Origin of the sequence: Actinocrispum wychmicini (assembly GCF_004345645.1) — a bacterium.
Lineage (GTDB): Bacteria > Actinomycetota > Actinomycetes > Mycobacteriales > Pseudonocardiaceae > Kibdelosporangium > Kibdelosporangium wychmicini.
In genome coordinates, this window is record NZ_SLWS01000018.1 from 122,915 (window position 1) to 144,945 (window position 22,031).

The following is a 22,031-nucleotide window of genomic DNA, read 5'->3' on the forward strand; positions in this document are numbered from 1 at the left end:
CCCCTCTCGGTCCACGCAGCTAACCGGCTGAAAATAGACCAACGACCGGCCTATCGGACGCGCCGAAAGTAGGCACTACCGACAGTCGCCGGGCACGCCCGCGAACTGGTCTGTCCGCGCACGTCAGCGCCGCGTAAGCGCCCCGTCAGCAGGGGTCGCGGCCGGTGCTCGCCGAGCACTGTTCGATTCCCGAGGGTGGTCATGGCGAGCACGGTAGACCACGGCACCGACAGTTTCGGATTTCCTCTTGTCAGGGCTCGTTTTCGGCTAGCCGAGGCGTTCGATCACGGTCACGTTGGCCTGCCCGCCGCCCTCACACATGGTCTGCAGCCCGAACCGGCCGCCGGTGCGTTCCAGCTCGCACAGCAGCGTGGTGAACAGTCGGGTGCCGGTGGCGCCGATGGGATGGCCGAGGGCAATCCCGCCGCCGTTGACGTTCACCCGCTCCAGGTCGACCTTCAACTCCCTGGCCCACGCCAGCACAACGCTCGCAAATGCCTCGTTCGCCTCGAACAAGTCGAAGTCCGACACGCTCATTCCCGTGCGCTCCAAGGCGTGACGGGTGGCGCGGATGGGCGCGGTCAGCATGTACACAGGATCAGCGCCGCGCGCAGACAGGTGATGTACGCGGGCACGCGGAGTGAGCTTGTGCCGTAGCACCATCCGTTCAGAGGCGACGAGTACCGCGCTCGCGCCGTCCGAGATCTGGCTCGCCAATGCCGCGGTGGTCACTCCGCCCGGTCGCAACGGTTTGAGCTTCGCCATCTTCGCCAGGTCGGTGTCCCGTCGCGGGCCTTCGTCCCGGTCGATCCCGTTCAGCGGGACGATCTCCCGGTCGAACCGGCCCGCGTCGATCGCCGCGGCCGCCTTGGTGTGGCTGGCCAACGCGAACTCCTCCAACTCCGCGCGGGACAGCTCCCAGCGGGCCGCGATCATGTCGGCGGCCCGGAACTGGGAGAGCTCCTCGTCGCCGTACCGGTGCGTCCAGCCGTCCGAGCCGGATGTCGGCGTGCGGAACCCGTACTGCTCGCCGACGAGCATCGCCGCGGAAATCGGAATCTGGCTCATGTTCTGCACGCCGCCCGCGACCACCAGGTCGGCCGTGCCGCTGAGCACCGCCTGTGCCGCGAAATGCAGTGCCTGCTGGCTCGAACCGCACTGCCGGTCCACCGTCACCCCAGGCACGTCCTCCGGGAATCCCGCGGCCAGCCAAGCGGTCCGCGCGATGTCACCGGCCTGCGGTCCGATCGTGTCCACGCACCCGAAGATCACGTCGTCGGTCTCGATCGGGTCGACGTCCACCCGGTCGAACAACGCCTTGATCACGTGCGCGCCCAGGTCGGCGGGATGGACGCCGGCCAGCGCGCCACCGCGCCGGCCGACCGGGGTGCGCACGGCGTCGATGATGTACGCCTCGGACACGGACTTCTCCTCTCAGCGCCTCAAGGGCGACGGACCGGACGGCGCCGGGTGGAGATGCCGTCCAACAGAATGCCCAGGTACTGCTCTGCCACCGCCTGCGCGGACAGCGCACCGCCAGGCCGGTACCAGTGCACGGCCACCCACACCGTGTCGCGGATGAAGCGGTACACCAGCTCGACGTCCAGGTCCGGCCGGAACGCGCCGGCCCGGACACCTTCCTCCAGCACGCCCACCCAGATCTTGCGGAACTCGACCCCGCGCTCGGCGATGTAGCCGAACCGCTCGAACTCGGCGAGGTACTTGGCATCGTTCTGGTAGATCGCGACCTCGGCGTGCCTGCGGTCGATGCTCTCCAGCGACGCGGTCACGATCGCCTCGAGCGTCGCCTTCGGCGGCATGCCCGCGTCGACGATCTCCCGGTAGCGGCCGAACAGCTCGTCCAGGAACCCGGTCAGTATCTCGTCCACCATGGACTCCTTGGAGTCGAAATGGTGGTACAGGCTGCCGGACAGGATGCCGGCGGCGTCCGCGATGTCCCGGACCGTTGTCGCCCGGTACCCGCGTTCCGCGAACATCCTCGCGGCCAGCCGCAGAAGTTCGGCGCGCCGCTCGGAACTGTTGGCGTTGCGGATGGCTGCCTCGTTCTTCACGCTCTTTCCTCTCATGGGTGCTGGCTGGACACCGACACGACCTCGCCGGTCAGATACGAGGCGTAGTCGCTGGCCAGGAACACCATCACATTGGCGACCTCCCACGGCTGCGCGGCACGCCCGAACGCCTCCCTTTCGGCGAGTTCGGTGAGCAGCTCGGCACTGGTCACCTTGGCCAGGAAGGGGTGTGCCGCCAGGCTCGGCGCGACCGCGTTCACCCTGATCCCGTGGTCGGCGGCGTCCAGCGCGGCACACCTGGTCAACGCCATCACCCCCGCTTTTGCCGCCGCGTAGTGCGCCTGACCCCGCTGCGCGCGCCAACCGACCACCGACGCGTTGTTGACGATCGCGCCGCCGCCACCCTGGGCGACCATCTGCCGCAGCGCCGCCCGGGTGCACCGGAACGTGCCGTTGAGGGTCACATCCAGCACGTTCGTCCACTCCTCGTCAGCCATGTCCAGGACGGACCTGGTGCCGCCGAGGCCGGCGTTGTTGATCATCACGTCGATCCGGCCGAACACCGCCACCGCGCCCTCGATCAGGGCGTCGACGTGGTCCTGCCGGGTGACGTCGCAGGTCAGCGCCGCGACCCGGCCGTCGTGCTCGGCCCGGAACAGCTCAAGGGTCTCGCCGAGCCTGCGCTCGTGGTGGTCGCTGACGACCACGTTCGCGCCCTCCTCCAGGCAACGCCGGGCGGCCGCGGACCCGATCCCGGTACCGGCCGCGGCTGTCACCACGACGACCTTGCCGGCGAGCAGGTCACGCCCCTCGGGGTACGTCGGGTTCACGGGCGCGGCTCCTTCGGCAGGCCAAGCACGCGCTCGGCGATGATGTTGCGCTGGATCTCGTCCGAGCCGCCGTAGATGGTGTCCGCGCGGCTGAACAAGAACAGCCGCTGCCACTCGTCCAGGCCGTCCTCGACGGTCATCCCGGCCGCACCGACCACGTCCATCGCGAGTTCGCCCAGGTCACGGTGCCATCTCGCCCAGACGAGCTTGGCCACCGACGCCTCGAAGCCCGGATTGTCCCGCGACAGCGTCCGGATCGCGTGCGCCCGCATGACCTCCAGGCCGATCCGGGCCTGTGCCAGGCGGTACTCGATGACCGGGTCGGCCATGGCGCCATTGCGCCTGGCCAGTCCCACGAGCGCGTCGAGTTCCCGCCGGAAGCCGACCTGCTGGCCGAACGTGGCCACGCCGCGTTCGAACGCCAGGGTGCCCATCGCGACCCGCCAGCCGTCGTCACCCACCACCATGCCCGCGGGTGTGCGCGCCTGGTCGAAGAACACCTCGTTGAACTCGGACGTCCCGGTCAGCTGCCGGATCGGCCGCACCTCGACACCCGGCTGGTTCATCGGGACGAGCAGGTACGACAGACCCCGCTGCCGGCGGGATCCCGGTTCGGTTCGGGCCAGCACGAAGCACCAGTCCGCCACGTGCGCCAGCGACGTCCACACCTTCTGGCCGGTGACCACCCACTCGTCACCGTCCAATGTGGCCGTTGTGGACACCGCGGCGAGGTCGGAGCCCGCGCCCGGCTCCGAGTAGCCCTGGCACCAGAGCTCCTCGACCGCCGCGATCCTCGGCAGGAACCGGTCCCGCTGCTCCTTGGTGCCGAACGCGATCAGCGTCGGCCCAAGCAGCTCCTCACCGATGTGGCTCACCCGTGCGGGCGCTCGCGCGGCGGCGTACTCCTCGTGGAAGATCACCTGCTCCGCGAGGCTCGCCTGCCGGCCGCCGTGCTCCACCGGCCAGCCGAGGCAGGTCCAGCCCGCCCTGGCGAGCCTACGGTCCCACGCCAGCCGCAGCTCGAACTCCTCGTGCTCGCGCCCTGGCCCGCCAACCCCGCGCAGCTTCGCGAACTCGCCGGTGAGGTTCTCGGCGAGCCAGCCTCTCAGCTGTTGACGGAACTGGTCACTCACGTAGGCTAGCCTACCAAGCACTTGCTTGAGGAGGTGAGTGTGCGCCGAGAAACCGTTCCCGCCGCGCTCATCGAAGCCGCCCAGACCTTCGGCGACGCCGAAGCCTTGGTCGACGGTGAGGTCAGGCTCGGATTCCGGACCTTGCACAACCGCGTCATGTCTGTCGCGTACGGCTTGTCCGCCAGCGGCATCACGCGCGGTGACCGGGTCGCGATCTACGCACCGAACACCCATCACTGGGTCACGTCCGCGTTGGGCGTGCTGTACGCGGGCGCCACGCTCGTGCCGCTCAACACACGCTTCACCACAGCCGAGGCACTCGACATCATCGAGCGCAGTGGAGCGCGCGGGCTGTTCGTCACAGGCGAGTTCCTTGGCGTCGACCGGCATGCCGCGTTCCTGGAAGCCGACCCGACACTGGCTTCCCGGGTGCGCGTCCACCGGGTCGACACCGTGTGGCCCGAGGCGTCCTTCGAGTCACCGGCCACTCCGGACGACGTGGCCGACATTCTCTTCACGTCCGGCACGACCGGCCGCAGCAAGGGCGCGATGAGCGCACACCGGCAGTCGCTGGGAGTGGCCCGGTCCTGGGCGTCGCGCGCCGGACTGGGACCGACCGACCGCTACCTGGTGGTCAACCCGTTCTTCCACAGTTTCGGTTACAAGGCGGGCATCCTGGCGTGCCTGCTGACCGGCGCGACCATCGTCCCGCAGGCGGTCTTCGACGTCGCCACCACTGTTCAGTTGATCAAAGGCGAGGGGATCACCGTCCTTCCTGGTGCGCCGACCGTCCATCAGTCCATCATGGACCATCCGGAGTCGGCTGGGCTGTCACGGATACGGCTCGCGGTCACGGGTGCGGCGACCGTTCCCGTCACTCTCGTCGAGCGGATGCGACGCGAGCTTTTCGAGACCGTGCTTACAGGTTACGGCCTCACCGAGGCCGTTGTGGTAACGATGTGCTATCCCACTGACTCCCCGGAGGTCGTCGCCCACACGTCGGGCACACCGGCCGCGGACTGCGCGGTCCGGATCGCCGACGACGGTGAAATCCTTGTCCGGGGCCCGAACGTGATGCTCGGCTACCTGGACGACCCGGCCGCGACCGCGGCGGCCGTCGACCCGGACGGCTGGCTGCACACCGGCGACGTCGGACGGCTGGACGCCGACGGGCACCTCACGATCACCGACCGCCTCAAGGACATGTACATATGTGGTGGGTTCAACGTCTACCCGGCGGAGGTCGAGCAGGTGCTGGCCCGCCTGGACGGGGTCGCGGAGTCGGCCGTGATCGGCGTCCCGGACGACCGGCTCGGCGAGGTCGGCAAGGCGTTCGTGGTCCGCGAACCCGGCGCTGACCTGTCCGAACACGACGTCATCAGTTTTTGTCGGACCCTCGTGGCAAACTTCAAAACACCCCGGAAAGTGGAGTTCCGAACCGAACTCCCACGCAACAGCTCCGGCAAGGTCCTGAAGCGAGTCCTCAGAGGAGAGTCATGAACGTCGTCCGTTACGAGACCCAGGGTCCGGTCGCCATCGTCACGATGAACCGGCCCGACTACCGCAACGCTCAGAACTCGGCGATGACGTACGCGCTCGACGAAGCCTTCGCCAAGGCCGTCGACGACGCCGATGTCCGCGTCATCGTCCTCGCCGGCGAAGGCAGGCATTTCTCCGCCGGGCACGACATAGGAACGCCGGAGCGCGATGTCGACGTGTCCTTCGAGCGCAGGGCCGTGATGTGGTGGGACCACGTCGGCCGGCCGGGCGGCGACCAGCGGTACGCCCGGGAAATGGAAGTATACCTGGGAATGTGCCGCCGATGGCGGGAGATCCCCAAACCCACCATCGCGATGGTCCAGGGCGCTTGCATCGCCGGCGGCCTGATGCTGGCCTGGGTGTGCGACATGATCGTCGCCTCGTCCGACAGTTTCTTCGCGGATCCCGTGGTCCGGATGGGAATTCCCGGTGTCGAGTACTTCGCGCACCCCTGGGTGCTCGGCCCGCGCGCGGCCAAGGAGGTCCTGTTCACCGGGGACCGCTTCACAGCGGAGCAGGCCCATGCCTGGGGAATGGTGAACCGGGTGGTCCCCAGGGAGTCCTTGGCGGAGGAGACGTTACGGCTGGCCAACCGGATCGCCGAGATGCCCCAGTTCGGCCTCGCGCTGGCCAAACGCGCGGTGAATCAGGCCGAAGACCTGATGGGCATGCGCTCCGGCATGGACTCGGTCTTCGGACTGCACCACTTCGCGCACGCGCACAACGCCGAAGTCTCCCCCGACTCGCTCGCGGGCATGAACGCCCGCACGATGAAAGAACGCCCATGAACCTGGACCTGGACGAACCGACGCTCGCGTTCCGCGACGAAGTCAGATCGTGGCTCGCCGCGAACGCGCCACCGCAACTGCCCTCAATGGACACTCTCGATGGCTTCGCCGCTCATCGGGACTGGGAGCGACGGTTGTTCGACGCCAGACTCGCCGTGGTGTCGTGGCCTGAGGAGTTCGGTGGTCGTGACGCTTCGCTGCTGCAATGGGTGATCTTCGAGGAGGAGTACTACGCGGCAGGCGCGCCCGCGCGGGTGAGCCAGAACGGAATCTTCCTGTTGGCGCCGACCTTGTTCACGCATGGGACGCCCGAGCAGCTCGCCAGGGTGTTGCCGCCGATGGCGAGAGCGGAGGAGATCTGGGCGCAGGCGTGGTCGGAGCCGGAGGCCGGCAGCGATCTGGCGGCGATCCGCGCGGCCGCCGTGCGGACCGACGGTGGCTGGCTGCTGCGCGGTCAGAAGACGTGGAGTTCACGGGCGACGTTCGCCGACCGTGGATTCGGGCTGTTCCGCACATCCGGGGAACGTCACCATGGTCTCACGTACTTCATGTTCTCGTTGCGGGCCAAGGGGGTCACTGTCCGGCCGATCGCCCAACTGGACGGCGAGCCCGGATTCGCCGAGATCTTCCTCGACGACGTGTTCGTGCCGGACGAGGACGTCATCGGCGAGGTCGGCAACGGTTGGCGGGTGGCGATGAGCACCGCCAGCAACGAGCGTGGCCTGTCCCTGCGCAGTCCCGGCAGATTCCTGGCCACCACTCGTCGCCTGGTGGGCCTGTGGCACGACCATCCGGATCCCGCGCTGCGCGACCGTGTCGTCGACGCATGGCTCGGCGCGCAGGCGTACCGTCTCTACACCTTCGGTACCGTCACGCGCCTGGCCGAGGGCGGAACGCTCGGCGCGGAGTCGAGTGTCAACAAGCTGTTCTGGTCCGAACTGGACATAGCGGCGCACGAGACCGCACTGGAGTTACTCGGCCCTGAGGGCGAGCTTGACGGTCCGTGGCTCGACGGCTATCTGTTCTCGCTGGCCGGCCCGATCTACGCGGGCACCAACGAGATCCAACGAAACGTGGTCGCCGAGCGGATTCTCGGCCTGCCCAAGTGACCGGAGCCGCGATGAGATTCGCCCTCACCCCGGAACAGAACCAGTTCGCCGAGACACTCGACGCGGTGTTGGCCAAGTCCGATGTCGCCCGTCCCTGGGCGGACGGCGACCACACACCCGGCCTCGCGGTCTGGCGCCGGCTCGCCGAACTGGGTGTCACGACCATCGCACAGGAAGGAGACCCCACTGATCTGGTCGTCGTGATGGAGGCGATTGGGTTCCACGCGTTACCCGGACCTGCCATCGAGACCATCGCCGTGCTCCCGACATTGCTGGACGGCATGTCGCTGGGCACTGTGGCCATCCCGCCGCGCGTCCCGTACGCCGTGGACGCGGACGTGGCCGACCGTGTCCTGGTGATCCGCGATGACGTGGTGTTCGACGCCGAATGTGGGCCACAGGTCGCGTCCGTGGATCCATGTCGACGGCTGTTCACGGTGACCGCGACGACCGAGGTCGCGCGCTTGGGGAACGCTTTCGAACGGGGCGTTCTGGCTTGCGCCGCGCAGTTGCTGGGAGCCGGACGAGCGTTGCTGGCGCGGTCGGTGGCGTATGCCAAACAGCGAGCCCAGTTCGGTCGGCCCATCGGGTCGTTCCAGGCCGTGAAACACCAGTTAGCGAACGTTCACGTCGCCCTGGAACTGGCCCGCCCCCTGGTCTACGGCGCCGCCCTCGACGCAGTGGACGTGTCGGGCGCAAAGGTGGCCGCCGGCAACGCGGCCGGCCTGGCCGCCCGGTGCGCCCTGCAAGTCCACGGCGCCATCGGATACACCCGCGAGAACGACCTCAGCTTCTGGCTGACCAAAGTCCGCGCCCTCCGCTCAGCCTGGGGCACCGAATCCATCCACCGCGCTCAGATCCTGACCAATCTCCATCCACGAAAGCAATCCAGCCCCGAGGAGGCCCCAACCAGCTAACCATCAACCTGCCTCCAAGGCGTCACTCCATGACGCCCGTACCGAACGAGCTCGCCAGCAATTCTCCGGTGAACTCCCACGCAACGGACCACGCGCGTTCGCCATGGCGCGATCTCGACCCCTTGTGTTCATCGGCTCGGACTTGGCACAACCGGGGGCGAGTCGGTCGGACTGCTCAGCGGCGGCCGGGCAGTCATGCACGCGGTGCATAGTGCGCAGTGGACAGTGGCACCGGGCACCGGGTTACGCCACTGGCAATGCGATCTGCCTGTGTCGCCACGCAGGCAGGTCTTCCGACCCACCACTCGGCGCCGGGAGCCGAGAGTGCACCCGCCTACTAGGGAGTGGGTGGTCAGGCGCAGTGCAGATCGGGCAGCAACCGGACTGGACTGCAACGCAAACCGGACACCGGGCCGGACACCAATGCAGGCTGGGCATCGGGCTCACTGAGCATCCGCCTCCGGCCAGACACCGAGCGGACCAGACAACAACGCGAACCGGCACCAGGCAGACTGCGCAATGACCCGGGGCCGGGCACCAGGCGGACTGCGCAGCGCTTCGAGCTGGGCAGGGAATCGAACTGGGCGGCGATTGGGGCGCGCGGAGATAGGGATGGTCGGCGATTGAGATGGGCAGGTGATTCGAACTGGACGGTGATTTGAGACGGGCAGCGATTGAGATGGGCGGCGTTTGGGGATGGGCAGGTGATTGGGTGATTGAGATGGGCAGGTGATTCGAGCTGGGCGGTGATTTGGGATGGGCGGCGATTGGGGGCGGGCGACGTTTGGGGATGCGCGGCGTTTGGGATGGGCGGCGATAGGGCGATAGGGATGGGCGGCGATTGGGGGTGGCGCCGACCGGACAGGAGCGCGAACCGGTCAGCTCTCGTGAACTGGCCACTGCGTGCAGCGGCCATGGCGCCGACCAGGCGGCACGCATCCAGCCCATGGCATGACTCACGCCGCGGCGCCAGCCGCGACACGACCCTCGCGCGCGCCCCAGCCACGGGCAGGCACAGGCCGGGCTGCGGCACAGCCCGGGTGCGCAACCACGGCTGAGGCGCATCGCATGCCGCTGCCGGAGGTCCGCCGTGGCAGGAGGCAGGTCGTGGCGGGAGATCTGCCGTGGCGGGAGGCAGGTCGTGGCGGGAGATCGGCCACGGCACAAGCAGGCTCGCGGCCTGAAACGACCTCAGCACGACACTGGCCATGGCCTGGACCCAACCATGGCACAACGCAGCCATAGCCTGAGCCAACCGCAGCACAACGCAGCCACGGGTCTGAACCCAGCCATGGCACGCAAGCGATGGCCTGAAGTCGGTCGTGGTGTCGACAGGGTGGGCGGTGACGCCGTCGTCGCACTGCTGCCCGGTTGAGCTGGCTGTTGCCGTGGGCTGGGCTGTTTATGCTGGTCAGGGGTTGTTCGTAACGGTGGGGGTCGTTCACCGCAACTGGTTAGTGTGAGTGAGCCTGTGGAGCGAGTTGAGGTGAGCGAGCCTGTGGGTCCGCCTGACTTGAGTGGGGCGGCGGCGGAGTTCGAGCGAATATATCGGGCGCATGTTGGGGAGATCACTGCTTATTTCGCGCGGCGGACGGTTGAGGCGCAGACCGTCGCGGATCTCACGGCGGACACCTTTGTGCAGGCGATCGGTTCGTTTGGCAGTTTCGATCCGGCTCGGGGGCATGCGCGGGGGTGGTTGTTCGGGATCGCGCGGCGGGTTTTCGCGCAGCATTGTGAGCGGACCAGTCGGGGGCGGGACACCGTTGTGCGGTTGGCGGGGCGTCGGGTGCTTGATGTCGATGAGACCGCTGAGCTGGTTGCCCGGGTCGATGCTGAGCGGGACGGGCGTGGGTTGGTGGAGGCGATGACCGCGCTGCCGGCCGGGGATCGGGAGGCCGTGGAGTTGGTGGACATCGCTGGGCTCGGGCGCGGGGAGGCCGCGGCCGCGCTGGGGATCACGTTGGGAGCGTTGCGGATCAGGTTGTTCCGGGCTCGGGGTCGACTGCGGAAGATTGTGGGTGAGAAGTCATGAGCAAGTTCGAGGATCAGCTGTTCGACGACCTGATTCGGGCGCATGGGCCGACACTCGCGGAAGTGGAACGGCCGGCAGTGAAGCGGATCAGGACGTCCGTGTGGGTCGCGGCGGGAGCTGTGGGGTTGGCTGGGGCGACGACGGCCGGGGTGGTGTTGTTCACCGGCGGGACGCCGGCTTACGCGGTGGACCAGCATTCGGACGGCTCGGTCACCGTGTCCATTCGGGACATGACCGCGATCGACGACATGAACCGGGAGCTGGCCAGGCGTCGGATACCCGTTGTCGCCGTCCCGATGCGAACAGGCTGCCCGCGACCGCCCGTGGACAGGCTGCCGCACGATACGACCATGCCGAAGTGGGGTTTCGGTTTCGACTCCGACACCAAAGCCGGCTCGGTGACTGTCGAGGCGACCGCGAACACCGACCAGAAGTTGGTGTTGGCCGTGGGAACCGACGAGCACGGCAAGGTGTTGCTCGGCGTCATGATATCGACACACGTGCCGGAATGTCTGCCACTGGAGCCGATCAACGAGACGGGAACGCCCGCGCCGACCACGTAAGGCGGCTCAGCGCAAGGCGGCCAGCAACATCGGGAACGAGTTGTGCAGGGCGCGCTGCCAGTAGGGCCAGTCGTGGTGGCCCGGACCGTAGAAGTCCGTTGTGACGTTCACGTGCTTGGCACGGAGTTGGTCGGCTGTGGCGACTGACTGCTCACCGAGCAGTTGTTCCAGGCCGTCCACGCCAGAACCAGGCGGATCGAACGGGCCGGGCTGTCCGTTGCCGGCCGAGAGGTACACCGGGATGCCGCGCAGCCGCCCGGCGAGGTCGAACGGGTTGTGGGCGGTCCAGGTGGCGGCGTCGGCCACTGGGTCGCCCCAGAGGGTGCGGGGGTCGGCGCCGGCGCCTCGGGCGATCGACTGGACCAGGTTCGTGCTGCGCGTCCCCTGGTAGGTGGTGTGCACGACGCCGCTGAACGAGGCCGCCGCACGGAAGAAGCCGGGATGCCTTGCCGCGTAGGACAAAGCGCCGAAGCCACCCATGGACAGGCCGGCGACGACGCGCTGGTGGCCGGACCGGAACCGCTGTTCCAGCAGCCGGCGCAGCTCGGTGAGGTGGAATGTCTCCCAGGCCGGGCCGGTGTTCCAGTTCGTGTAGAAGCCGCCGGTGCCGCCTTCGGGCATCACGATCAGCACGTCGGTGCGTGCGGTGAACGCTTCGACGTCCGTCTTCGTGGTCCACGACCGGTATCCCGTGTCACCGTCGCAACATCCGTGCAGCAGGTACAGGGTCGGCCATGCGCGGTGCGGGAACCGTTGCCAGTCCGGCGGGAGCAGCAGGCGGACACCGACGTCGTGGCCGACCGCGTCGGAGTGCACGGTCAGTTCGACCAGCCGGTCGTCCAGCTGCTGGGACCGGACGATCCACGCGCCTGCGGTCTGCGCGGCGGCGGGAAGCGTGACGAGGAGGTTGACCAGCACGACGAAGGCGAGCAGCAGTCCCCGAAAGCGCATTCCTGACCTCCGTTGGCCGGTACTGTCTTTCCAACATGGGCCAGCGGTCGTCAGCTGTCAACCCGCTCCGTTTCGGCCTGGACGCGCAGGAACCGGCGGTATTCCACGATGGCGCCGAGCCCGCCGACGGCCAGGCCGGCGCACGCGACGCAGGCGAGCTGCAGCCACACCGTGGGCTGTTGGGCGAACGAACTGAGCTCCGCGCGTACGTAGTCCGCGGCGGCGAACAGGCCCCCGACCCCACCGGCGAACATCACGGCGCAGCTCAGGACGGGCAGCCGGAACACCATGGCGCCGATGGCCAGCATGGCGGCGACGACCGCGACCATCACCCCGCCCCACGGCGACCCCTGGTAGGGCACGAAGAGAGCGATGTCCTGCTGAACGTCGATCCACGGGTACGACGAGGCGTAGAGGAGCAGGCCGGACAGCAGCACGAACGTCAGGTTGAGTCCCAACCACCTAGGCGCGAGCACGGGTCAAGATAACCCGACAATCCCGACTCCGTGGTGCCGAAACCACGGACGGGTCACTTGGTGTCGGAGTCGATCTTCAGCTGTCCGCCGGTCCGGACGACCCGGACCTGCTTGTGCTGTTGGTTGCCGTTGGCGTACGTGACGTCCACCGGCACGGTGACCGAGCCGTCCTGGTTGGGGGTGACGCCGTTCGCGTTGCGTGAGCTGAGCTGCGGGTACGCGGACCAGTACTGCTGGAACTGCTCCAGGCCGCCGTAGGTCGCCTGGCCCTGCGGGGTGAGCATGGCCCAACGCGTGGCCGCGTCGCCCGAGCCGTAGTAGTTGATCACCAGGCGGCCGGCCGAACTCCAGTCGATCGCGCCTTCGTTGGCCACCGAGGACGGCGGCGTGGAGCTGGAGGACTGCGGCGACTCCGAGGGCGGGACGGTCACGATGACCGTGCCGGGCGGGCTCTGGATCGGTGTCGGGCCCGCGCCGGACGATCCCTTCGAGCTGAGCAGCGTGGCCACCAGGCCGCCCAGGACGGCCGCCGCGACGATCGCACCGATGACGACCAGCGCGCGCCGGCCGCGGCCGGGTTGGGCCGGTTCGTCGGATCTTGGCGGCGGCGGGGGTGGCGGTGGTGTCGGTTCGATCGGAGTCGGGACAGGCGCGGGCGGCGCGGGTACCGCGGCCTTCGACGGTGTGGCGGCGACCAGCGTGGGCTGGGCGGGCGCCTTGACGGGCACGGGCGGCGGGGCGACCACGCCGACGCCGTTGGCCAGCACGGACAGGGTCGCGACCACCTCGGGCATGGTCGGCCGCTCGTCCGCCTGGCTGCTGAGCAGGCGCATCAACGGCATGGTCAACGGCCCGGCGTGGGCCGGCTCAGGCACGTTCCCCATGGCCACGGCGTAGAGCTGGGCCAGCGGGTTGTCCTTGAAGCCGTACGGCGGCTGGCCTTCGACCGCGTGGTAGAGGGTCGCGCCGAGGGAGAACACGTCCGAGGCGCGGGTCGGGTCCTGGCCGCGGGCGACTTCGGGCGCCAGGTACGCGGGCGTACCGGCGAGCATGCCGGCCGAGGACTGGGTCAGGGTGCCTTCGTCGACCGAGCGGGAGATGCCGAAGTCGGTGATCTTCACCTGGCCGGTGTCGTCGATCAGGATGTTGCCCGGCTTGACGTCCCGGTGCACGATGCCGGCGGCGTGCGCGGCGGTCAGCGCGGTGGCGACCTGCTCGCCGATCTGGGCCGCTTCCTGGGGCGAGAGGGTGCCGCGCTCGGACAACAGCCGGGAGAGGCTGCGCGACGGCAGGTATTCCATGATCAGGCAGGGGTCGCCCTCGTGCTCGGCCACATCGAACAACGCGATGGCGTTGCGGTGCTGCAGTCGGGCGGCCAGCCGCCCTTCGCGCATCGCGCGGCGGCGCGCGTCCTCGGCCTGGGTGTCGGACAGGCCGGCGCGCACCATCAGTTGCTTGATGGCGACCGTACGATCCAGCCGCTCGTCACGTGCCTGCCAGACGATGCCCATCGCGCCGCTGCCGATGGTGTCCAGCAACCGGTAGCGACCGGCGACCAGCTGACCTTTTTCGATGGCGGACTCTTCCTCGCGTGCTTGTACCGGACGCCGTCAACCTTATCGAATCGCCCCCACGTTAGAGTGACACGGTCATAGCAAACCAAGCGATTGTTTGGTTGAATGGCGGCATGTCGAACGTGGAGCACGAAGCACTGCGCGACACCGTCCGACAAATGTTGGCCCGCAAGGCCAACAGTGCGGACGTGCGGGCCGCGAACGGTTATTCCGAATCACTCTGGCGCGCCCTGTGCGAAGACATCGGAGTGGCCGCGATCACCGTGCCGGAGGAGTTCGGCGGCGCCGGCGCCACCCTGCTCGAAGCGCACATCGTGCTCGAGGAGATCGGTCGCACGCTCGCACCCGTTCCGATGCTCGGCACGGTTCTCGCCACCGAAGCCCTGCTGCGAAGCGGCAATCCGGCCGCGTGCGCACGTCTCCTCCCCGGCATCGCCGACGGTTCGACCGTCGCCACGGTCGCCTGGCCGGATCTCGACGACTACGTCCTCAACGGAGACATAGCGGACATCATCCTGGCGGTGACCGACGACGGCCTGGTCGAGATCACGCCGACACGCCGGGAGAACACGCCGGCCATGGACATCACCCGCCGGTTGGCAAAAGTCGACTTCACGGCCGCCTCACATCTGGGGGCCGCGTCCCCGCAACTGCGCGCCATCGCATGTATTTCGCTCAGTGCCGAACAGGTCGGCGCCGCACAACGCTGCCTGGACATGACCGTCGAGTACACGAAGACACGTGTCCAGTTCGGCCGTCCCATCGGTGGTTTCCAGGCGTTGAAACACCGGATGGCGGACATGTACGTCCTGGTGGAGACCGCTCGGTCCATCTCGTACGCGGCCGTCGACGACCTCTCGCTGGCGTCCGCCGCGAAGGCGCACTGCTCGACCGCGCTGTCCACTGTGGCCGGTGAGATGGTCCAGCTGCACGGCGGTATCGCGATCACCTGGGAACACGACGCGCACCTCTACCTCAAACGGGCGCACGGCAGCGCACAGCTGTTCGGCGGGCCGCGTGAGCACGTGTCGAACGTTGCTAGAGCCAGTCGGCGTGTCGCGGCCAGGTGAAGAGGTTGTCCAGCATGGCGTTGGGTCTGCTCTCGGCGGTGGCGTCGGCCGCCGTGTACCGCCCGCGGTAGAACAGCAGCGGTTGGGCGTCACGGCAGGGGCCCAGATGGCGTACCCGGCCGATCACCACATGGTGGTCGCCGCCGTCGAGGACCTCCGCGACCTCGCAGTCGATCCAGGTGAGCACCCCGTCGAGAACGGGCGCTCCGCCGGGCGCGGGCTGCCACGCGCACGTGGCGAACTTGTCCGTGCCCGCCCGGCCGAACACTGTGGACAGCTCGCGCTGGTCGGCGGCGAGGACGTTCACGCAGAACCGGCCGGTCCGGGCGATCGACTGCCAGGTCCGGGACGATTTCCCGGGGCAGAACAGCACCAGCGGCGGGTCCAGGGACAGCGCGGCGAACGCCTGGCAGGCGAAGCCGACCGGGCCGGCACCGGTGACCACCGTGACGCCGGTACAGAAGTGGCCGAGGACCGTGCGGAACTGGGCGCGGAACTCGGCTGCCACGGGCACGGTCGCGGCCGTTCCGCCGGTCGCGGTCACCGGCCCGGTCGCCGCCGTTAGGTCGGTCGCCGCCAACCCGCCGGTCGCCGCCATCGGGCCAGGCGCTGTCATTGCTGGGCGCCGACGCTGAAGTCGTGGCCCCACAGGCTGACCGCCGTGCTCTCCCTGGCGATCCAGTTCTCGTCGTCCACCTGCCGGCCCTCGCAGCCGAACTCGACGTCGAAGCCGCCGGGGGTCTTCATGTAGAACGACAGCATCAGGTCGTTGACGTGCCGGCCGAGCGTCGCGGACAACGACACCTTCCGGCGCAGCGCCCGGTCCAGGGTCAGGCCGACGTCGTCGCTGTTCTCGACTTCGACCATCAGGTGGACGATCCCGCTCGGCGTGGGCATCGGCAGGAACGCGAGGCTGTGGTGCCTCGGGTTGCAGCCGAAGAACCGCAGCCACGCGGGCGGTCCGTCGGCCGGCCGGCCGACGAGTTGCGGTGGCAGGCGCATCGAGTCCCGCAGCTTGAACCCGAGGACGTCGCGGTAGAACGCGAGCGCCGCCGCGTCGTCGTGAGTGGACAGCACGACGTGCCCCAGCCCCTGGTCCGCGGTCACGAACTTGTGCCCGTACGGACTGACCACCCGCCTGTGCTCCAGGGCGGCGCCGTGGAACACCTCAAGGGTGTTGCCGGACGGGTCGTCGAAGCTGATCAGCTCGTCCACCCGCCGGTCGGCCAACTCGGCCGCGGTGCCTTCCTTGTACGGCACGCCCGCGGCTTCCAAACGCCCACGGATGTCCGCGAGTTCGGCGGCGTTGGCGGTCTCCCAGCCGGACTGGGCGAGCCGGTCGGTGTCGCCCGGGAAGATCACCAGCCGGGCCGGGAAGTCGTCCATCCGCAGGTAGAGGGCCTCCGGGTGGGTGCCTCGGCCTTCCACCATGCCGAGCACCTTCAGCCCGTACTCGCGCCAGCGAGGCACGTCGGTGGCCTCGATCCGCAGGTAGCCCAGCTGCCTGATCATCACTCGCTCCTCAGGAAGTCCAGGGTGAGCCGGTTGAACTCGGCGAACTTCTCCAGTTGCGCCCAGTGCCCGCACCGGCCGAAGACATGCAGTTGCGCGCGCGGGATCATCTTCAACGCGAGCAGGGCTCCGTCGAGCGGGTTGACGCGGTCCTCACGTCCCCAGATCAACAGCACCCGCTGCCGCAGCCGGTACGCCTCGCGCCACAGCATGCCTTCCTCGAACGTGTCCGGCCTGGTGAACGACTTGCCCATGGACGCCATGGCACGCAGTGAGGCCGGGTCGGCGGCCACCTGGAACCGTTCGTCGACCAGTTCGTCGGTGATCAGCGACTGGTCGTGGACGAGCGTGCGCAGGAACTCGGCCAGCTTCTCCCGGCTCGGTCCCGCGCCGAACGCGTACAGCCGCTTGATCCCTTCGGTCGGATCGGGCGCGAACACGTTCACGCCGAGGCCGCCCGGCGCCATCAGCACGAGCCGTCCCGCACGGGAGGGATGGCGCAGCGCGAACCGGACCGCGGTACCGCCGCCGAGGGAGTTGCCGACCAGATGTATACGTTGTATACCGAGCGTGTCCAGCAGGTTCACCAGGGCGTCGGCGCTGTAGGTGAAGTACTGGCCGGTGATCTCGGGCTTGTCCGAGTGGCCGAACCCCGGCTGGTCCACCAGCAGCGTGCGGTGCTCCGCGGCGAACACGGGCAGGTTGCGGCCGAAGTTGCTCCACGCGGACGCACCCGGCCCGCCGCCGTGCAGCAGCACGACCGGCTCGCCGTCGCCGGCCTCGTGGTAGTGCAGCTTGAGGTCCCCGGCCTGGCCGATCCGGGATGTGGACTCGAAAGTCGCCGCGTTTGTTGTCACAGCCATGCGTCCTGCACCTTCAGTCCGAGCTCGCTCTTGCCGAACATGGCCAGCGCCCGTTCCGGGTCGTTGATGGCGTGCACGCGCCCGGCGTGCGCGTCCCGCCAGAACCGTTGGATGGGGGTGCCGACGTTCAACGCCTTGCCGCCGGAGTTCTCGAAGAGCTTGTCCACGGCGCCGATCGACCGGGTGGTGGCGCGCACCTGGTCGCGCCGGACCTTGAGGCGCAACGCGATCGGGATCTTCTCGCCCGCGACGACCAGCCGGTACTCCTCGCCGATGTTGTGCTCCAACTGCAGCCACGCGGCGTCGATGTCGCTGGCGGCCTCGGCGACGCGGACCTGGGAGTACGGGTCCTCGGCCGCCTTGGTGCCGTATGACGCGCGGACGCGCTCGGCCATATAGGAGACGTGTGACTCGTACGCGCCGGTCGCCATCCCTATGACAGGCACTGCGATCGAGTACGAGAACACCGACGCGAACGGCAGCTTGTACAGCGGGTCGGGGTTCACGGCCTGCCCCGGGCAGACGCACTTGCCGGTGTCCATGAAGCTCAACGTGCGGTACTCCGGCACGAACACGTCGTCGACGAGGATGTCGTTGCTGCCTGTCCCGCGCAGCCCGACCGTGTCCCACACGTCCTCGATCTTGTAGTCCGACAACGGCAGCAGGAACGTCCGGAAGTCCACCGGGTTTCCGTCGTCGCCCAGCACCAGCCCACCGAGGAAGACCCAGGACGCGTGGTCACAGCCGGAGGAGAAGCTCCATCGCCCGGAGAACCGAAAGCCGCCGTCAACCGGGGTCGCGCGGCCCATCGGCGCGTACGACGAGGAGATCCGCGCATCCTGGTCCTCGCCCCACACGTCGTCCTGCGCCTGCGCGGCGAACAGTCCGAGCTGCCACGGATGCACACCGAGCACGGACGAGACCCAGCCGGTGGAGCCGCAGGCGCTGGCGATCAGCCGGACCGCGCGGTAGAAGTCCAGCGGGTCGGCCGCCAGCCCGCCGTGCCGGGTGGGTTGGAGGAGCTTGAAGAACCCGGCCTGCCGGAGCGCCTCGATCGACTCGGCCGGGATCCTGCGCAGATCCTCGGTCTCCTGCGCCCGTTCCCGCAGCACCGGCCGGAGTTCCCGGACCGCGGCGACGACCTCGCTCATGAGTGGCTCCCGAACTGGAACGTGTTCTGCTTGCCCACCCAGACTAGAACACGTTCCAGTTTCTGTCACGGCGGCGGCGCCTGCCGATTCCCCTGCCCCGAACAGCCCAGCGACCGGTGTGCCGAATGGCGCTACCCGCCAGTAGCCGATCATCATTAGGGTCGGTCGAAGAAAGTGGCGCCGGTCACAGGGAGGCTCACCCATGCGGCACGTGTTGGCACAGTGCCTCGCATGCTGCTCCCGATGCGCTTACTGCGATCTGCCGGTGCTGCTGGCGGGCGAGCGCGAACACCCTGGTTACGGCGTTGTGGACGTGGTCGGTGATGGCTATCCGGGGCTGGGTCTGCTGCACCTGTTCTGCCGTGGCGCGGCCCGGTCGCGCAGTGCCTCCCGGCGGGGAGCCGTGATCCGGCGGGCGTATCTCGGACGGGCCACCGAGCGTTATGAAGCGCGTCTACCGGTTCGGCCCTACGATCGGCTCGGGGTTTGTCCGGGTGACGGCAAGCGGTGGCGGATTGCGAAAATGCGGTACGCGTGCAAAGCGTGCCGGTACTACACAAGCTCACACTGACGAGGTTGGGTCCACGTGGTCGTTCGTCTCGTTCTGGGATTGCTCTCCACCGTCGTCGTGCTGGCGTTCGCGGCCCGACGCGTCCAGTGGCTGAACCGGCTGATCAAGTCCGGCCAGCCCGACCACGAGCGGGCCGACCGGCTCGGCGCGCGGGTCGCGGCGCACCTCGCCGAGGTGTTCGGCCAGCGCAAGCTGCTGAAGTGGTCGGTGCCGGGGCTGGCGCACCTGTTCACGTTCTGGGGCTTCGTGATCCTGGCGTCGGTGTACCTGGAGGCGTACGGCGCGCTGTTCTACTCGAAGTTCGCGATCCCGTTCATCGGCCACTGGTCGGTGCTGGGTTTCGTACAGGACTTCATCGCGGTGATGGTGTTCCTGTCGCTCGTCGTGTTCGCGGTCCTGCGCATCCGGCAGTCACCGGAGCGCAAGGAGCGCAAGTCGCGGTTCTACGGCTCGCACACCGGCGGCGCGTGGCTCATCCTGGTCATGATCTTCAACGTCGTGTGGACGATGTTCCTGTTCCGCGGCGCGTCGGCCGCGGCCGGCAACTTCCCGTACGACAGCGGCGCGTTCGTGTCCCGCGGCGTCGGCGACCTGCTGCGGCCGCTCGGCGCGGACACCCTCGACGTGGTCGAGACGGTCGGCCTGCTGCTGCACATCGGCGTGATGCTCAGCTTCCTGATCATCGTGCTGCACTCCAAGCACCTGCACATCTTCCTGGCGCCGGTCAACGTCACCGCGAAACGGCTGCCGGACGGCCTCGGCCCGCTGCTGCCGATGCAGTCGCACGGCAAGCCGATCGACTTCGAGGACCCGGGCGAGGACGACGTGTTCGGCCGCGGCAAGATCGAGGACTTCACGTGGAAGGGCATGCTCGACTTCGCCACGTGCACCGAGTGCGGACGCTGCCAGTCGCAGTGCCCGGCGTGGAACACGGGCAAGCCGTTGTCGCCGAAGCTGCTGATCATGGACCTGCGGGACCACATGTTCGCCAAGGCGCCGTACCTGATCGGCGGCAAGGAAGCTCCCGAGGACGCCACCCCTGAGGTGACGGACCACCCGCACGGCGTTCCGGAGGCGGGCTTCCCACGTGTGCCCGGTGACCAGGCGGGCCGGCCGTTGGTGGGCACGCTGGAGGCCGGCGGGGTGATCGACCCGGACGTGTTGTGGTCGTGCACGACGTGCGGCGCGTGCGTCGAGCAGTGCCCGGTGGACATCGAGCACGTGGACCACATCGTCGACATGCGGCGCTACCAGGTGATGATCGAGTCGGAGTTCCCGACCGAGCTGGGCACGTTGTTCCGCAACCTGGAGACCAAGGGCAACCCGTGGGGCCAGAACCAGTCCGAGCGGATGGACTGGGCCAAGGGCCTGGACTTCGAGGTCCCGGTGTTCGACGGCGAACTGGCCGCCGACGTCGAGTACGTGTACTGGATCGGCTGCGCGGGCGCGTTCGACGACAACGCCCGGAGGACGGTCCGTGCCACGGCCGAACTGCTGCACCTCGCGGGCGTGAAGTACGCCGTGCTGGGCGACGGCGAGAGCTGCACGGGCGACCCGGCGCGTCGTTCCGGGAACGAGTTCCTGTTCCAGATGATGGCGCAGCAGACCGTGGAGACGCTCAACGCCGTGTTCGAAGGCCGCGAGCCCGCTCAGCGCAAGATCGTCACCACGTGCCCGCACTGCATGAACACCCTCGGCCGTGAGTACCCGCAACTGGACGGCCACTACGAGGTCGTGCACCACACGCAGTTGCTGAACCGCCTGGTGCAGGCAAAGAAGCTCACCCCCGTGGCCCCCGCGGACAGCGAGGACGTCACCTACCACGACCCGTGTTACCTCGGCCGTCACAACAAGGTGTACACGCCTCCGCGCGAGCTCATCGGCGCGACTGGCGCCGCGCTCACCGAGATGCCACGGCACGCCGACCGGTCCCTGTGCTGTGGCGCGGGCGGCGCTCGCATGTGGATGGAGGAGCGCATCGGCAAGCGCGTCAACGAGGAACGCGTCGACGAAGCGCTCACCACAGGCGCGTCCACGGTCGTCACCGGCTGCCCGTTCTGCCGCGTGATGATCAACGACGGCCTGACCGCACGGCAGGCCGAGAACAAGGGCGAGGGCGTCACGGTCCGGGACGTGTCCCAGATGCTCCTGGAGTCGGTGAAACGCAGCAACGGCGCCATTCCCGCGGACTAGGAGACGGCGGCGAGGACGTCGGCGGCGAGTTGGTCGCTCAGTGCTGTGCCGGTCAGGCCGCGGACCAGGATGGCGAACATCCTGGCCATGGCCGCGTCCAGTGCTTCCTCGGGCCATTCGCTGAGCGGGCCGTCGATCACGAGCATCGCGAAGCCGTGGACCGCGGACCAGGCGGTGATCTCCGCGAAGGGCCGGTAGTCGTTGGTGAGGTGGCCCACGTCGACGAGGCGGTCCAGGCCTTCCATCAGGATTCCGTAGGCCGCGTCGTCGGGGACGGGGGTCGCGGTGCCGAGGTCGGTGGCGTCGACGCGTTTGCCGCCTGGGGTGAAGGCGGTGCGGAACAGGCCGGGTTCGGCGATGGCGAACTGGATGTAGCCGCGGGCGACGGCGGCCAGGTTGCTCAGGGCGGCGCGGGGCGGGTCGTCGATGTCCGGGAGTTTCTGGATCTGCTCGCGCATTGACTCGGCGAGGCGTTCCAGAGCTTGCTCAGCCGCGGCGTGGAGCAGCTCCTCGTGGTTCTCGAAGTGCCGGTATGCGGCTGTGGGGGTGACACCGGCGGCACGGGCCGCGGCTCTGACCGTGATGGCCTGGGGGCCGTTCTCCTCGGCCAGCGTGCCCGCGGCCTCGATCAGTGCGTTGCGGAGATCTCCGTGGTGGTAGCCGCGTTTCGGGGTCATGGCCATCGATGTTGACACCTGCACACATCCATGGCAAGTTTACACCCATCAA

Annotated in this window: 20 protein-coding genes; 8 read left to right on the plus strand and 12 right to left on the minus strand. The window is 68.5% G+C overall.

The features are described 5' to 3' along the window. Positions 1-267 precede the first annotated feature (267 nt). The 4 genes from EV192_RS49810 to EV192_RS49825 are packed head-to-tail and all read right to left on the minus strand — an operon-like array spanning position 268 to position 3,993. On the minus strand, positions 268-1,422 hold the full coding sequence (locus EV192_RS49810) for an acetyl-CoA C-acetyltransferase (RefSeq protein WP_132125834.1): 1,155 nt from the start codon (positions 1,420-1,422) through the stop codon (positions 268-270). Positions 1,423-1,442: 20 nt separating this feature from the next. Beyond that, positions 1,443-2,087, minus strand: a complete 645-nt coding sequence (locus EV192_RS49815; RefSeq protein WP_132125835.1) for a TetR/AcrR family transcriptional regulator — start codon at positions 2,085-2,087, stop codon at positions 1,443-1,445. Continuing rightward, positions 2,084-2,860, minus strand: a complete 777-nt coding sequence (locus EV192_RS49820; RefSeq protein ID WP_132125836.1) for an SDR family oxidoreductase — start codon at positions 2,858-2,860, stop codon at positions 2,084-2,086. Before EV192_RS49820 ends, EV192_RS49815 begins: the two co-directional genes overlap by 4 nt. Next, the gene (locus tag EV192_RS49825; RefSeq protein WP_132125837.1) at positions 2,857-3,993 is read right to left on the minus strand and encodes an acyl-CoA dehydrogenase family protein; all 1,137 of its coding nucleotides are present in this window, start codon (positions 3,991-3,993) and stop codon (positions 2,857-2,859) included. Before EV192_RS49825 ends, EV192_RS49820 begins: the two co-directional genes overlap by 4 nt. A 39-nt stretch (positions 3,994-4,032) precedes the next feature. Between EV192_RS49825 and EV192_RS49830 the strand changes: the two genes are divergently transcribed. The 6 genes from EV192_RS49830 to EV192_RS49855 all read left to right on the plus strand — a co-directional run bounded on the left by EV192_RS49830 (position 4,033) and on the right by EV192_RS49855 (position 10,941). Further along, complete coding sequence (locus EV192_RS49830; protein ID WP_132125838.1) at positions 4,033-5,493, plus strand: FadD3 family acyl-CoA ligase; 1,461 nt, start codon at positions 4,033-4,035, stop codon at positions 5,491-5,493. Then, positions 5,490-6,320 carry an enoyl-CoA hydratase gene (locus EV192_RS49835; protein WP_132125839.1) on the plus strand — a complete coding sequence of 277 codons (831 nt, stop codon included), beginning with the start codon at positions 5,490-5,492 and terminating at the stop codon, positions 6,318-6,320. The genes EV192_RS49830 and EV192_RS49835 overlap by 4 nt, the downstream gene beginning before the upstream one ends. Continuing rightward, entirely contained in the window at positions 6,317-7,429 is a 1,113-nt protein-coding gene (locus tag EV192_RS49840) for an acyl-CoA dehydrogenase family protein (RefSeq protein WP_132125840.1), read from the plus strand. The genes EV192_RS49835 and EV192_RS49840 overlap by 4 nt, the downstream gene beginning before the upstream one ends. Positions 7,430-7,440: 11 nt before the next feature. Next, positions 7,441-8,346, plus strand: coding sequence for an acyl-CoA dehydrogenase family protein (locus EV192_RS49845; RefSeq protein ID WP_132125841.1), 906 nt, complete (start codon positions 7,441-7,443; stop codon positions 8,344-8,346). Between the two features lie 1,498 nt (positions 8,347-9,844). Continuing rightward, positions 9,845-10,378, plus strand: coding sequence for an RNA polymerase sigma factor (locus tag EV192_RS49850; protein WP_243727585.1), 534 nt, complete (start codon positions 9,845-9,847; stop codon positions 10,376-10,378). Further along, positions 10,375-10,941: a hypothetical protein gene (locus tag EV192_RS49855; RefSeq protein WP_132125843.1), complete on the plus strand. Its 567-nt coding sequence runs from the start codon at positions 10,375-10,377 to the stop codon at positions 10,939-10,941. Before EV192_RS49850 ends, EV192_RS49855 begins: the two co-directional genes overlap by 4 nt. A gap of 6 nt (positions 10,942-10,947) precedes the next feature. Here the strand turns inward: EV192_RS49855 and EV192_RS49860 are convergent, their stop codons facing one another. From EV192_RS49860 to EV192_RS49870, 3 genes are read right to left on the minus strand one after another with little or no spacing between them, the layout of a single operon-like run. Next, positions 10,948-11,892 (minus strand): alpha/beta hydrolase, encoded by a 945-nt coding sequence (locus tag EV192_RS49860; protein WP_132125844.1) that lies wholly within the window; start codon positions 11,890-11,892, stop codon positions 10,948-10,950. A 50-nt stretch (positions 11,893-11,942) separates the two neighbouring features. After that, positions 11,943-12,368, minus strand: a complete 426-nt coding sequence (locus tag EV192_RS49865) for a hypothetical protein (RefSeq protein WP_132125845.1) — start codon at positions 12,366-12,368, stop codon at positions 11,943-11,945. Between the two features lie 53 nt (positions 12,369-12,421). Then, positions 12,422-13,906: a serine/threonine-protein kinase gene (locus EV192_RS49870; RefSeq protein ID WP_279496080.1), complete on the minus strand. Its 1,485-nt coding sequence runs from the start codon at positions 13,904-13,906 to the stop codon at positions 12,422-12,424. A 149-nt stretch (positions 13,907-14,055) separates the two neighbouring features. Between EV192_RS49870 and EV192_RS49875 the strand changes: the two genes are divergently transcribed. Then, complete coding sequence (locus tag EV192_RS49875; RefSeq protein WP_132125847.1) at positions 14,056-15,012, plus strand: acyl-CoA dehydrogenase family protein; 957 nt, start codon at positions 14,056-14,058, stop codon at positions 15,010-15,012. Here EV192_RS49875 and hsaB read toward each other — a convergent pair. The 4 genes from hsaB to hsaA all read right to left on the minus strand — a co-directional run bounded on the left by hsaB (position 14,981) and on the right by hsaA (position 18,538). Further along, positions 14,981-15,526 carry a 3-hydroxy-9,10-secoandrosta-1,3,5(10)-triene-9,17-dione monooxygenase reductase subunit gene (gene hsaB / locus EV192_RS49880; protein WP_424923452.1) on the minus strand — a complete coding sequence of 182 codons (546 nt, stop codon included), beginning with the start codon at positions 15,524-15,526 and terminating at the stop codon, positions 14,981-14,983. The genes EV192_RS49875 and hsaB overlap by 32 nt on opposite strands. Positions 15,527-15,624: 98 nt before the next feature. Continuing rightward, positions 15,625-16,527, minus strand: coding sequence for an iron-dependent extradiol dioxygenase HsaC (gene hsaC, locus EV192_RS49885; RefSeq protein WP_132125848.1), 903 nt, complete (start codon positions 16,525-16,527; stop codon positions 15,625-15,627). After that, positions 16,524-17,387 (minus strand): 4,5:9,10-diseco-3-hydroxy-5,9,17-trioxoandrosta-1(10),2-diene-4-oate hydrolase, encoded by an 864-nt coding sequence (hsaD, locus tag EV192_RS49890; protein WP_132125849.1) that lies wholly within the window; start codon positions 17,385-17,387, stop codon positions 16,524-16,526. Before hsaD ends, hsaC begins: the two co-directional genes overlap by 4 nt. After that, positions 17,378-18,538: a 3-hydroxy-9,10-secoandrosta-1,3,5(10)-triene-9,17-dione monooxygenase oxygenase subunit gene (gene hsaA / locus EV192_RS49895; protein ID WP_132125850.1), complete on the minus strand. Its 1,161-nt coding sequence runs from the start codon at positions 18,536-18,538 to the stop codon at positions 17,378-17,380. The genes hsaD and hsaA overlap by 10 nt, the downstream gene beginning before the upstream one ends. Positions 18,539-19,124: 586 nt before the next feature. Between hsaA and EV192_RS49905 the strand changes: the two genes are divergently transcribed. Next, entirely contained in the window at positions 19,125-21,302 is a 2,178-nt protein-coding gene (locus EV192_RS49905; protein ID WP_132125852.1) for a (Fe-S)-binding protein, read from the plus strand. On the opposite strand, the gene EV192_RS49910 is transcribed toward EV192_RS49905, so the two are convergent. Further along, positions 21,299-21,979, minus strand: a complete 681-nt coding sequence (locus EV192_RS49910; protein ID WP_243727577.1) for a TetR/AcrR family transcriptional regulator — start codon at positions 21,977-21,979, stop codon at positions 21,299-21,301. The two genes, EV192_RS49905 and EV192_RS49910, sit on opposite strands and share 4 nt — an antisense overlap. Between the last annotated feature and the right edge of the window lie 52 nt (positions 21,980-22,031).

Bases quoted from the DNA above. Each gene is read 5' to 3' on its own strand.
- EV192_RS49815 (WP_132125835.1), bottom strand. From the start codon at position 2,087: ATGAGAGGAAAGAGCGTGAAGAACGAGGCAGCCATCCGCAACGCCAAC.
- EV192_RS49835 (WP_132125839.1), top strand. From the start codon at position 5,490: ATGAACGTCGTCCGTTACGAGACCCAGGGTCCGGTCGCCATCGTCACG.
- EV192_RS49840 (WP_132125840.1), top strand. From the start codon at position 6,317: ATGAACCTGGACCTGGACGAACCGACGCTCGCGTTCCGCGACGAAGTC.
- EV192_RS49845 (WP_132125841.1), top strand. From the start codon at position 7,441: ATGAGATTCGCCCTCACCCCGGAACAGAACCAGTTCGCCGAGACACTC.
- EV192_RS49855 (WP_132125843.1), top strand. From the start codon at position 10,375: ATGAGCAAGTTCGAGGATCAGCTGTTCGACGACCTGATTCGGGCGCAT.
- EV192_RS49860 (WP_132125844.1), bottom strand. From the start codon at position 11,892: ATGCGCTTTCGGGGACTGCTGCTCGCCTTCGTCGTGCTGGTCAACCTC.
- EV192_RS49875 (WP_132125847.1), top strand. From the start codon at position 14,056: ATGTCGAACGTGGAGCACGAAGCACTGCGCGACACCGTCCGACAAATG.
- hsaD (WP_132125849.1), bottom strand. From the start codon at position 17,387: ATGGCTGTGACAACAAACGCGGCGACTTTCGAGTCCACATCCCGGATC.
- hsaA (WP_132125850.1), bottom strand. From the start codon at position 18,538: ATGAGCGAGGTCGTCGCCGCGGTCCGGGAACTCCGGCCGGTGCTGCGG.
- EV192_RS49910 (WP_243727577.1), bottom strand. From the start codon at position 21,979: ATGACCCCGAAACGCGGCTACCACCACGGAGATCTCCGCAACGCACTG.